A 13,728-nucleotide genomic window follows, 5' to 3' on the forward strand; every position below is an offset into this window, starting at 1 on the left:
TTATGAGTAAGGAGATAGAAAACATCTTTGATAATACGGACTTTGTCTTAATGCTAAATCAGGCTTCGGGAGATAGGGAAATACTTGCAAGGAAACTTAAAATCTCACTTCCGCAGCTTAGATATGTTACGAACTCTAATGAGGGCGAGGGACTACTTTTCTTTGGAAATACCATTGTGCCTTTCCTTGATAAGTTTCCGAAAGATACAATTCTTTATCAGAAGATGACTACCAAGCCTGAAGAAGTGAGGTAGCTTATGGATAGGAAGCTGAAAAAAGATTTTAGGGAAAGGCATAAGGCAAGTCTTGAAAGAGAAATGTTAAAAGATGAAACAAGCTCTATACCTGAAGAAAGTAAGCTAAAGCACAGCGATGATTACAGAGGGAAAATAGTCCATGATAAAGAAAGATTTCAGGATAAGGTACATGAAAAGATAAGTAAGGTAAGCTCTTATAATGAGCAAGTACAGGGGACTTCCAAAAGAAATGCAAGGTATAGAGCTACTAATAAAGGCAGTGTAAATTCTTTAAATGAAACAGGAGCGTCTGACTATGATACTGAGGTTAAAAATGGCAAAATCTATGATCCTTTAGGACAAGACCTTGATAATGATGGAATCATAGACAGGTATGACAATGACTTTAGGGACAGCGACTACTTTGAGTCGACCTATTATGTAGATGACAATCTTCATAAAAAAGATGAGTTTATTGGAAGTTCCTCTAAAAATCATAAGGCTCAAAAGAGTATGTATAAGAGGAAAAACTATTCCGAAAGCCTCTATACAAGGAAAAAAGATGATGTGCCAAAGGAAAATAAATCTGAGGGCAACAAGGCAGGGAAGGATGCTGTAAGTGAAAAAGAAAATATCAGCCTATCGAAAGATCAAAAGAAAAAGCTGAAGAAAGATATGGTAAAGGTATCTGCCCTGTCAGGACTTGCTAAAGGAAGTGAAACCGTAAGAGATTATTTATCTCATGGAAGCGATGAAAATAAAGGCGTAGAAGCAGGAGAAAAGACGGCGGATGCAAGTTCCAAGCTCATTCATGGTATTAAGAGATACTCAGATAAGAAAAGAGCTAAAAAAGGATATGACCTTACAAATAAGGACTATAAAATCAGAAAGCGTAAATCAAAGTTAGAGTTTCGTGATGCCAAAGAGGAACTGAAAAAGACAGATGAGTATAAAAGAGCAAGTGCCTATAAAAGATTTCAAAAGAAAAATCAGGTAAAGGCAGCAATTTCTCGTGAGAATAAGTCAAGACTTAGAGATCGGATTAAAGAGGGACTTATTGGAACGCTGAAAAGCTCAAAGGATATGATTATCCGAAAAGCCAAAGGACTTATGCTTATCTTCATAGGTATCATTATCTTGGGAACTTTTGTGATTAACTTTGCAGGAACGGGAATGACAGGCTTTATGAACTCCACAAGCTCGGTTCTTACAACAAGCTATTTATCAAAGCCAAATGTACTAAGTGAAATCAATCAGAAGTTTTCTGCTATGGAGGGTGAGCTTCAAAGAGAAGTTGACCATGTAGAAGAAAATTATCCCGGATATGATGAATACATCTTAAATAATACAGAGTACATCGGTCATAATGTCCATGAGCTTTTATCCTACATTACATCAAGGTGCGGAGAGGTAAAGAATGTATCGGAAGTAGAATCCATATTAAAAGAATTGTTTGAGTCCATGTATGACCTTGAATATAGGGAAGAAATTGAAATCAGATACAGGACAGTTACAGAAACCTATACCGATGAAGATGGCAATGAATATACCGAAAGCCACGAAGAACCGTATGAGTATAAAAAACTCATCGTAACGCTTCATAAAAAAGAGATGGACAGCATTATCCGAAAGGTATTTGCAAACTATCCCGATAATCTAAAGCACTATGAAGCCTTATTCCTTGCACAAGGAAATATGGGAGAAGTATTTGGTAATTCTGACCTTATTAGCTCTAATGGTGGTGTAGGTGGTGGAAAAGAGTATGAGGCATCAACGGAAGTACAAAAGAAGATTGTAAATGCTGCATATATTACGCCATCTCCGGGTGCAGGCTGGTGTGCCATGTGGGTATCACAAGTCTATCAAAATGCGGGACTTGGATATATTGGAGGAAACGCCAATGATATGTATAGAAACTACACCTTTACATCAGACAGGTCAAAGTTAAAGGTGGGAATGCTTGTAGCGGTAGAAAGCAGCAGTAGCGGAAGCACAGCAGGACTTACCTATGGTCATGTCGGCATTTATATCGGGGACGGAAAGGTTATTGATAACATCGGTTATATAAGAGTAACTACCTTAGATGATTGGATTGCGACTTTTTGTAAACATCATCCGGTAGGCTTCGGTTTTCCGCCAAATGTAAACAGATAAGGAGGGAACAATGTGAAAAAAGAACTGACAGCAGTAAAAAACAGAATAAAGAAGTTAAAGGATAAAAAGGCTCTGATTGATGAAGAATTGGAGCCTTTATTTATTCGTGAAGAAGAACTTGAAAATGAGGAAATTATCACGATTTGTAGAAAGAACAATATCACAATCAGTGATTTGATGGCAAAGGTAAACAAAGAAAAAGCAGAACTGAAAAAGGAGAGAACAAATGAAAACCAGTTTGAAAAAGAATAATAAATTTTGGACAGCAGCACTTGCGGTGATTGTAAGTATTAGCTGTATTTTAGGACTTTGGACAGTGGTGTATGCTCAGGAACAAAAGGTATCGGATACGCCTACAAGTGATAAGGCTGTCCAAACGGAAGTTGAAGTAAATGTAAAATATATCTTTGAAGATGAAAAGGTATTTAAGGAAGAAAAGATTAAGGCAGAGAAAGGACAGCTTCTTGATAGTGGCGATCTTCCAATGCTCCCTGATAATATGAAATTTATTGATGAGTTTCTGTTTTATGAAGTAAAGGGAGATGGAAATGATGAAATTATCCGTAAGGTAGCAAAGACTGAGCTTAAGGATAAACAAACGCAAACGGAAGAAGAAAAACCAAAGCAGGACGAAAGCACACAGACAGAAAATTCAAAGACTGAAGATAAAGGCACACAGACAGAGCTTTCTAAAGACGATATTTCTAAGATGGAAAAAGAGGCTAAAGAGCTTCAGGAAAAATTTGATAAGTTAAATGGTGAGATTAAAGACAAGGATAAGTTGAGTGATAAGCAGAAAGAAAAAATCAAAGACCTTGAAGATGAGATTGAAAGTCTGAAAGAAAAAATGAAGAAAGATAAGGGAAATAAGGACTTATCAGAAGACATGAAAAAGGAAATAGATAAGCTGACGGAAAAGGTGAAAGAGCTTGAGAAAAAGGCGACTGAAACAAACAAAGCTCCTGTAACATCGCAGTCAATTACACCGATTAGTCCTATTTCCGGCATTAAGACAAGCTCAGGCATTTCTCCTCAAACACCACAGACTTCTGTAAGTAGTACCGGCAAAGGCTCATCTAATGCAGTAAGCTCAGGGAATACTACAAAGGATACAAGCAAAACAGAAGTAAAGGAGAAAGAAAAGGATGTTCGTTATCCCAATAAGCTGACAGCAAAAGCACCTGCTAATAACAACAGTCAGGATTCATCTATGGACGGTACAAGTAAAAGCGTAAATACCAATAAGGGTGTAGCTTCCGCTCCGTCAAAGGCAAGAGGAACTGTTACGGAAAATAAGGATAATGCGAATAATGATTATCCAATTCATCATGGAGATAGCAGCGATAACAAAGAAACGGATATGTATTCAGCCGATGCAAGGCAGTTTATTACCTTTCAAACGAAAAACGGTAAGACATTTCATTTAATTATCAATCATGATGAAGATAGTGAAAATGTGATGCTTCTTACAGAAGTATCCGAAGATGATTTACTTAACATGGTAGAGAAAAAAGAAACTTCAAAACAGGAAGTAGTAAAAGAAGAACCTGTAAAGGAAGAAGTAAAGTCTGAGAAAAAAGAAGAAAAGAGTAATTTAGGAGCATATATTATTCTTTTACTTGTTGTAGGCGGAGCATTGGGAGCAGGATACTACTTTAAGGTTGTAAAAAAGAAAGAAGATAAGGAGCTTGAAGCCTTAGAGGAAGAAGATGATGATTTCTTTTCTGAAGCTGAAAGCGAAGAAGAAACAAATGATACAGATGAAGTAGAAGCAGAAGATGAGCAGTAATGCTGCACCAAAAAAATACAGTATTTGGTGCAAAATCAAGGGCGGGAGAATAAAATCTTTCGCCCTTTTATATTGAAAAACAGGAGGAAGTACAGAAATGAAGTTAGTTATTGCAGAAAAGCCAAGTGTTGCAATCTCCATTGCAAAGGTTATTGGAGCAAATAAAAAGAAAGACGGATATTATGAAGGGAATGGATACAAAGTATCTTGGTGTGTTGGACACTTAATTCAAATGGCAAATCCGGACGCTTACCATGAGAAGTATGCCAAGTGGAATATGGCTGATTTACCGATTATTCCAAAGGACTATAAGTATGAGGTAGCAAAGTCAACTAAGAAGCAATTTGCTATCCTTAAAAAGCTGATGAACGATAAAGAGATTGATACAATTATCAATGCTTGCGATGCAGGTCGTGAAGGAGAAAGCATTTTCAGACTTGTATATAACGAAGCTAAATGCAAAAAGAAGATGAAACGCCTTTGGATTTCTTCTATGGAAGATAGTGCCATTAGAGATGGCTTTGGTAATCTAAAAGACGGAAAAGACTATGACAATCTCTTTGAATCGGCACAGGCAAGAGCCATTGCAGACTGGTTAGTCGGTATGAACATCAGTAGGCTCTATTCTTGCCTATATAAGCAAAATTATTCGGTTGGCAGAGTGCAGACACCGACTCTTGCCATGATTGTAAAAAGAGATGATGAGATAGCTAATTTCAGGAAAGAGAAATACTATACAGTAGAACTATTTACAAATGGATTTACACTATCGACCGATAGAATTGATGATGAGGTTGCTGCTGAACAGCTAATCAATTTAGTAGGTGACAAGATTGAAATTACCGATGTCATTCAGAAAGAGAAAATAACAAAACCAGACTTGCCATTTGACCTGACAACACTTCAAAGGGAGTGCAATAAATATTTTGGATATAGTGCCAAGCAGACGCTTGCCTATGCACAAAGCCTGTATGAAAAGAAACTGATTACCTATCCAAGAACAGATAGTAGGTGTTTAACAGAGGATATGATTGTAAGTACGGTCAATAATATTTTGGGTGAAAATGACTTTGATACAGAGCGTATCAAGGTAGTATTTGACCCTAAAAAGGTTACAGATCATCACGCTATTATTCCGACAGTAAGCTCGTTAAGTGAAGATTTATCGAGTATCCCTGAGAGTGAAGCAAAGGTATATAGGCTTATTTCTAATAAGCTCCATGCAAGCGTAGGTTATCCATTAGTGGAAAGCACAACGAAGATTGTAGTTTCATTTGACGGTTTTGAATTTATCAGTTCAGGAAAAGTAATTAAGGATGAAGGCTTTACAAAATATCTTAAAGAGTATAAGTCCAAGAAGAATGAGGATGCAGAACTTCCTAATGTAAGCATTGGAGATGTTATAAGTATCGAAGATAAAGAGATTAAAGAAAAATTTACCCAACCTCCGAAACACTTTACTGAAGATACTCTTCTTAAGTCTATGGAAATTGCAGGAAATGATGTATTAGAAAAAGGTGTAGAAGTGGAAAGAAAAGGTCTTGGCACTCCGGCAACAAGGGCAGGAATTATCGAAAATCTAATCTTTAAAGGATTTGTAGAAAGAGATAAGAAAAATCTTATAGCTACACATAAAGGAATTAGTCTTGTAACGATTGTATCCTATAACTTTAAGTCGGCAGAAACGACAGCAAAGTGGGAAATGGAATTATCCGATATAGCTCAAGGTAAATCTTCTAAGAAAGAATTTTTAGATGCGATTGAAAATGAGATAAAAGAAGCGGTTTTGACATATCGCAAGTAAGACAGCACTAATTTCAGCGTGGAAAAAATGCTCTAAAAATGCTATAATGCAAAGTAATCAATTTAATGATTGAGAGGTGATTATATGTCTAAAATAAATGTTGAAGGTTCAGAAATCAGCATTATTGCCATAGACAATAGAGATTATATTTCTTTAACGGATATGGTTAGAAATATTGAGAACGGTTCTGCTTTGATTGAAAAGTGGCTCAGAAACAAGAATACAATAGAGTTTTTAGGTATTTGGGAAGAAATGTATAACACGAATTTTAATTCCCCCGAATTCGAGGGAATTAAAAATGAAGCAGGATTTAACCGTTTTATATTATCGGTCAAGCAATGGGTGGAAAAAACTAATTCTATCGGTATCGTTGCGAGAGCAGGAAGATATGGTGGAACTTATGCTCATAAAGATATAGCGTTTGAGTTTGCTTCTTGGGTATCGCCATATTTTAAATTATATTTAATCAAGGAATTTGAACGCCTAAAGGAAGAAGAACAAAAGAAGTTAGGATGGGATATTAAGAGAAATTTGGCAAAAATCAATTATAGAATTCACACAGATGCCATTAAAAACAAACTTGTACCGGATAAACTTTCAAAAGAAAAAATCAATTTTATTTATGCAAGTGAAGCGGATATTCTTAATGTTTCTCTATTTGGAATAACAGCTAAGGAGTGGCGTGATGAAAATCCGGATTTAAAAGGCAATATTAGAGATTATGCGGATATATCACAGCTTGTCTGCCTTTCTAATCTTGAGAATCTTAATGCGGTATTTATAAATGAAGGCATGAGCCAATCTGAAAGATTGGAAAAATTAAATGCAATAGCTATTGAACAAATGAAGATACTATCTGAAAGTGAATCAATTAAAAAATTGAAATAGAGTAATAATATTTGGTATATAGCGAAGGTGATTAGAGTAAAATCTAACCGCCTTTTTTGTTTGAAAAAAGAAGGAGGTAAAAATGCGAATAAATGATTTTCATAACATTTTGGAGCTTGTAAAACAGGATATTTTGCAAAGTGAAGCAGAATATCTGAAGCTCCTAAAAGTTGTCGGAAACAATCAAAGATACGACTTTAGAAGTCAATTAAGTATCTATGATAGAAATCCTGAAGCGACAGCCTGTGCCAAGTTCGACTACTGGAGGGAACGCTTTAACCGAACGGTTATGCGAGGGCAGAAAGGGATACCAATTTTAGAGGATTACGGCACATATAAAAAGGTGGACTATATCTTTGATATAAGCCAGACAGTTTCAAAAAACAGGGATGTCAACGAGGTCAATCTTTGGAGATTCGATAAAGAAGCCCATCAAGATGTCTTAAAGGAAATGATAAAAAGCGAGGGATATGAGGAAAGCGAAAGCACACTTGAAAACATCTTTTCTTTAAGCAGACTCTACGGTGATGAAAAAATAGATACCTTAATGAATGAACTTAGAGTAGCGGATGAGGATAGAATATCATTTACCAAGTTTGTAAGGGACTCGGTAAGCTATGCGGTAGCTTCAAGATTTAAGTTAGATTATCCGATGGATTATGAGCTTTTAAGAGAAAATTTTCAAAGATTTGACAGCATATCCTTAATGAGCCTTGGTGAAAGTGTATCGGATATTAGCGGAAAGATTATTGATGAAACCATTCAAAAAAGCAAAGAGCTTGAGCTTCAAAAAGAAGTTTTAATAGGAAAAGAAGCGGGATATAATAAAATTAAAGAAGAATTAAAGGAGGTAGAAGAAAATGTACTTCGACGAGATGATCAGGAAAGAAATGAAAACGAGCGAGTTCTCCGAAATGGAGAGTACGGACGAGATAATAGAAAAAATCAGGGAGAATACGCTAAACAGCTTGGAGGAACAGACGGACTTTATAAGGAAGTATCCGAATCCGACCTACGCAGTGATGAGGCTGAATTACCTTTCACAGAGCGAGGAGCAGAGCCACTTCGAGATGCTTTTGGATCTATACAAGGAGAAGAAGCTGACAGGACACCTGATGGATATTCAGAAACAGGCAGTAGAGTTTATGAGAGCAGAGAAGCCGAAGTTGATGGCAGCTTGGAAGATAGAGGACGAGAACAATCCGCAGTATGGGGCGATGATTTCAGCTCTCAAAGAAATGACCATCAAGGAAGTAGTGGAGATTTAAAAGACAATACGGATAAAGAGATAATAGAAGCTGAAAAGGCTTCTTTTTCTTTGCCTGAAAATTCATATGGACAGATGAGGCTTACCATTCCCTTAAGCCCAAAAGATATAGATATTGTCCTTATTAACGGAGGAAATCACGATGGCAGTAGGCTTCCTGTTATCGCAGAGTTTTCTAAAGGAAAAAGTAATGAAGAATTGGGAGAATACCTCAAAGATACCTTTAGAGGAGGAAACGGATTTTACATTGATGAAAGAGAAGTATCTTCCTGGTATTCGGATAAAGGTATTCATTTAGCTTATGGAACATCGGCAAGAGAGGATAATACACAAATTTTAAGCTGGCGTGATGCAGCAAGTAGGATAAATGAACTTCTTGACAGAGGTGAGTTTGCTACAAATGTAGAACTTTTAAAGGCACAGGACTATGAAAGGGATAGAATTTCAGAATCCTTATGGTATCTAACGCACGATTTAAGCGAAGAAGGAATAGAGCAAGGATATTTCAACTCTTTTGAAAGAGGTGGTGGCTTTCCGGAAGAAACGAAAAGATTATCTGAAGCATTAAAAAATCCTCAATATCTGAGAGAAACAATCAGGGAATACGAAAGATTTTTAGAAGGATACAAAGAAAACAGAGATGTACTAAGGTTTCATTATCACAAGGTTGACAGCCTTTATCAGAGACTCAAGGAATTTGAACTGCCACGAAAGGAGTACAGTACCAATCTGACAGAACATCCGAAGGTAAAGCTCTTTATTACAGAAGATGAAGTCCTTGAAAGTCTTTCAAGAGGAAGTGGCGTCGATAGAGGAAAAGAGCGAATTACAAAGTTTTTCAAAGAAAATCATACCTTGCAGGAAAAAGCTAATTTCTTAAAAGACGAATATGGCATAGGTGGTAGAAGTCATGCAGTATCGGGGGCAATGGGAAGTGATGAATGGCATGATGCAAAGGGACTTAAATTACAGAAGAATAATTGTAATGATGTTTTTCTTACTTGGTCAAGTGTGGCAAAGCATATTGACGAGCTGCTTTCTAAAAATCTTTATCTTGAAGAAAAGAAAATAGAAAGTAAGTCAGAGATAGAAGAAGCAAAAGCACCGCAATATTATTCTAAAGATAATCCTGAAAACTTAATGACTGATGAAATGCTTGAAAGAGTACCTGAACTTTACGCACAGGAAGATGTAGCTTTAGCGGATAAAGAGGTTCATGCAGCATATATTATTCCTTTCCGTTCTAACTGGACTTGGTATATGACGGAATATGATAGGGAAAGCGGTGATGCCTTTGGACTTGTGTTAGGATTTGAGCCTGAATGGGGATATTTCAATCTTGAAGAATTGAAAGAATTAAATGCTCAAAGGCTTATTTTAGAAGATTTTCCAAAGACCTTTAGAGAGCTTAAAGATACAGAACTTGCAAAGCAGATGGATGAACAGGAGCTTCAATCAGTCTTTAACGGAGAACTCAGCTTTGAAGATAAAGAAGAACTTGAAATATCTGAAGAAGTGGAAGAAAGAGTACCTGCAACACCTGTTCAGGAAACACTATTTGATTATCTGAAGGAAAAGGAAGAAGTAGAGCTTAAGGAAGAAAAGGAAAGGCTTTCAGATGAATTTACAGTTAAAGAGGGCGATACCGTCTATTTTAATCATGAAGAATATACTGTAAGGGAGATTGCTAAAAACCAAATCACAGGAAGAAATGATTTATGGCTTGATCCGGTAAGAAGTGGAAACCATCAAATACCGATTGTAGCATTTGATGATAATGAGGGTTTATTAAAGCAGATAAGCATTGAAAGACCAAACTTTATCGTTGGAGATGAAGTTATATACAAGGACAAAGCCTATATCATCACACGCTTTGATGATATGGGAAATAAACTAAAGACAGTAACGGTTAAGGACAATACGGAATATCTTGGCGGCATGATAACAGGCTCTGATGTAATTCCTTATCATCTTGAAATCGACCTTGAGAGGGTATTTGAAAATCTGACATATAAAAAGCCTGAAACTATTGTTAAAGAAAGTGAACTAAAGAAAGCAGAAGCTCATAACTTCAAGATTACGGAAGAAACGCTCCCGGACAAGTTATCTCCAAGTGAAAGGTTAAATAATAACCTTGAAGCCATCTCTATGCTGAGTCGCATTGAAAGTGGACAAAGAGAGCTTGATATTACAGCTCAGGAAATTTTAGCGAAATATGTAGGCTGGGGTGGACTTTCTGATGTCTTTGATGAAAGCAAGGAAGGACAATGGAAAGAAGCGAGGAGATTTCTAAAGGAAAACTTATCACAATCTGAGTATGAAGCAGCAAGAGAATCTACCCTAACGAGCTTTTACACACCGAAAACTATTATTGACGGCGTATATAAGACACTTTCCGATATGGGATTTAAGAGCGGAAATATCCTTGAGCCATCAATGGGCATCGGAAACTTTATCGGTAATCTTCCTGATGAAATGCGTAGGTCAAAGTTTTATGGTGTAGAGCTTGACAGTATAAGCGGTCGAATCGGAAAGCTGTTATATCCTGAAAGTGATATACAGATTAAAGGACTTGAAGAAACTTCCTTTTCCAATAACTTTTTTGATGCAGTTATCGGTAATGTTCCCTTTGGAGAATACAAAGTAAATGACAGGGAGTATAACAAAAATAATTTCCTTATCCACGATTACTTTTTTGCGAAATCCATTGATAAAGTCAGAAATGGCGGTGTTATCGCTTTTATCACATCAAGTGGCACAATGGATAAAAAGGATGAAAGCGTCAGACGCTACCTTGCGGCAAGAGCGGAGTTTTTAGGAGCAATCAGACTTCCGAACGATACCTTTAAGGGCGTTGCCGGAACAGAAGTAACCTCGGATATTATCTTCCTCAAGAAAAGGGACAGTATCAGAGAGCGTGAGGAGGACTGGATACACCTTGCGGAAGACGAAAATGGACTTACTTACAATAAATACTTTGTAGAGAATCCTCACATGATACTTGGATCTATGGAAGAAGTATCAGGCAGATTTGGAAATACTCTTGCTTGTTTGCCAAAAGAAAATACAGACATAAAGGAACTTCTTACAAAAGCAAGCGAAGAAATTTCTAAAGATGCTAATTATGAAGAAATAGAGCTGCTTGATGATGAAATGACATCTATCCCTGCCACAGATGATGTCAAAAATTTTTCATATACTATCATTGATGACGAGGTGTATTACAGGGAAAACTCCCTTTTTGTAAAGAAAGAGATAACGGATAAGAATAAGGAGAAGATTAAGGACTATCTTGAACTGAATACTGCCCTTAAAGATGTTATCTACAAGCAGAAAGAGGACTATTCCGATGATGAGGTAAAGAAAGCTCAAGAAAAGCTCAATGAAGTCTATGACGGTTTTTCAAAGAAACATGGCTTTGTAAATAACCTTTCCAATACCAGAGCTTTAAAAGAAGATAGTAACTTCCCTCTTGTTTCCTCCATTGAAATCCTTGATGAAGAAGAAAACTTTAAGGAAAAAAGTGATATTTTTTCAAAAAGAACAATTACAAAGGCAAAGACTATCGACCATGTAGATACTTCTTTAGAAGCTCTTGTGTTATCTATGTCCGAAAAGGGTTATGTGGACTTTGACTATATGGAAAGCCTGACAGGAAAAGAGCGACCTACTTTGATTGAGGAGCTTAGAGGAGAGATTTATCTAAGTATCAGAGAAGAACAAAACTTTTACAAACCTCTATCCTTTAACTTGGAAGATGGAGATTTACCTTTCGCCTGTGCAAATGGCAGCAATTCATATAAATATGGCTATGTAACAAAAGATGAATATTTATCAGGAAATATCAGGGATAAAATCGCCATTGTTGACAGCTATCTTTCAAAGCTAAGACAGACCGAAAGAGAACTTCCTCATCTGGGGTATACGGAAGATGGCAAAGAAAAAGAGCTAATAAGCTATGAGATGAACCGCTTGGAATATCAAAAAGCAGAACTTACCAAAGTATTACCAAAAGAGCTTGAAGCAAGTGAGATTAGTGTTCGTCTTGGTGCAACTTGGCTACCGATTAAGGATATAGAGAAATTCATCTTTGAAACACTTAAAACTCCGGGTTATGCCAAATGGGATATTAAGGTCAAATTCTCAAACCTGACAAGTGAATGGAATATTGAAGGAAAGAGCAAAGACAGAGGAAATGACCTTGCTGAAATGACTTATGGTACAAGCAGAGTAAGTGCCTATAAGCTGATTGAAGATGCCTTAAACCTTAAAGAAACAAAAGTCTTTGACCAGATTGAAAATCCGGACGGCTCAAAAAGTTCTGTCTTAAATAAGAAAGAAACCCTGCTCGCAGGACAAAAGCAGGAGCTTCTAAAAGAAGAATTTAAGAACTGGATATTTAGCGATCAGGAAAGAAGAAACAGACTCGTAAAACTGTATAATGAGCGTTTTAACTCTATCAGGAATCGTGAATATGACGGAAGTAACCTCTCTTTTGAGGGAATGAATACGGAAATAGAGCTTAGACCTCATCAAAGAAACGCCATTGCAAGAAGTTTGTATGGAGGAAATACCTTACTTGCTCATGTGGTAGGAAGCGGAAAGACCTTTGAGATGGTCACTTCCGCAATGGAAAGTAAAAGGCTTGGGATGTGCAGTAAATCGCTCTTTGTCGTACCAAATCACTTAACAGGTCAGATAGGCAGAGAGTTTATGCAGCTATATCCGTCGGCTAATATTATGGTGGCGGATAAGAAAGACTTTGAGCCAAGAAACAGAAAGAGGTTTATTGGAAAGATTGCTACCGGCGAATATGATGCGGTTGTGATCGGGCATACGCAATTTGAAAAAATCCCGATGTCAAAAGAATACCAAGAGAAACATATTCAGGATCAGATTGATGAAATTTTGAACTATATTGAGGAATACAAGCACGACAGAAACCAAAATTTTACGGTTAAGCAACTTGAAAAGACCAAGAAAAAACTGGAAGCAAGGCTTGAGAAACTAAACGATGATTTTAAGAAAGACGATGTCATAACCTTCGAGGAACTTGGTGTAGATAAGCTCTTTGTCGATGAAGCACATGGATTTAAGAATTTGTATCTTCATACAAAAATGCGTAATGTTGCAGGAATCGGGCAATCGGAAGCCTTTAAGTCCTCTGATATGTTTATGAAGTGTCGCTATATGGACGAGATGACAAACGGGAAAGGAATAGTCTTTGCCACAGGAACACCTGTAAGTAACTCTATGACGGAGCTTTACACCATGCAGCGTTATCTTCAGTATGAAAACTTAAAGAAAAATCACTTGGAGCATTTTGACGCTTGGGCTTCCACTTTCGGAGAAACTCAGTCCGCCTTTGAACTTGCTCCTGAAGGAACAGGGTACAGGGTGAAGACAAGATTTTCAAAGTTCTACAATCTGCCTGAACTAATGTCAATGTTTAAGGAAGTAGCAGATATTCAAACAGCGGATATGCTAAATCTTCCAACACCTGAAGCACACTATGAAGTGATTAAAACCTTGCCGAGCGAGGAACAAAAAGATATCCTAAAAGGATTATCTGAAAGAGCGGATAAGGTTA

The 13,728-nt window shown here is 36.9% G+C and carries 5 protein-coding genes and 2 pseudogenes; all 7 read left to right on the plus strand.

Features of this window, described 5'->3' with window-relative positions:
• Positions 1-254 (plus strand): annotated as a pseudogene (locus tag HMPREF9129_RS12170) (VirB4-like conjugal transfer ATPase, CD1110 family); the annotation flags it as partial.
• Positions 255-257: 3 nt separating this feature from the next.
• Positions 258-2,390, plus strand: coding sequence for a CHAP domain-containing protein (locus tag HMPREF9129_RS02500; RefSeq protein ID WP_004820011.1), 2,133 nt, complete (start codon positions 258-260; stop codon positions 2,388-2,390).
• A gap of 12 nt (positions 2,391-2,402) precedes the next feature.
• Positions 2,403-2,642 (plus strand): hypothetical protein, encoded by a 240-nt coding sequence (locus tag HMPREF9129_RS02505; protein ID WP_004820013.1) that lies wholly within the window; start codon positions 2,403-2,405, stop codon positions 2,640-2,642.
• Positions 2,617-4,179, plus strand: a complete 1,563-nt coding sequence (locus tag HMPREF9129_RS02510) for a CD1107 family mobile element protein (protein ID WP_004820015.1) — start codon at positions 2,617-2,619, stop codon at positions 4,177-4,179. The genes HMPREF9129_RS02505 and HMPREF9129_RS02510 overlap by 26 nt, the downstream gene beginning before the upstream one ends.
• A 97-nt stretch (positions 4,180-4,276) precedes the next feature.
• Positions 4,277-5,983 carry a DNA topoisomerase 3 gene (locus HMPREF9129_RS02515; protein WP_004820017.1) on the plus strand — a complete coding sequence of 569 codons (1,707 nt, stop codon included), beginning with the start codon at positions 4,277-4,279 and terminating at the stop codon, positions 5,981-5,983.
• An 84-nt stretch (positions 5,984-6,067) separates the two neighbouring features.
• On the plus strand, positions 6,068-6,871 hold the full coding sequence (locus tag HMPREF9129_RS02520) for a KilA-N domain-containing protein (RefSeq protein WP_004804477.1): 804 nt from the start codon (positions 6,068-6,070) through the stop codon (positions 6,869-6,871).
• 3,130 nt (positions 6,872-10,001) lie between these two features.
• A pseudogene (locus HMPREF9129_RS12895) lies at positions 10,002-13,728 on the plus strand (helicase-like domain-containing protein); the annotation flags it as partial.

This window comes from Peptoniphilus indolicus ATCC 29427, assembly GCF_000227315.1.
Taxonomy (GTDB): Bacteria; Bacillota; Clostridia; order Tissierellales; family Peptoniphilaceae; genus Peptoniphilus; species Peptoniphilus indolicus.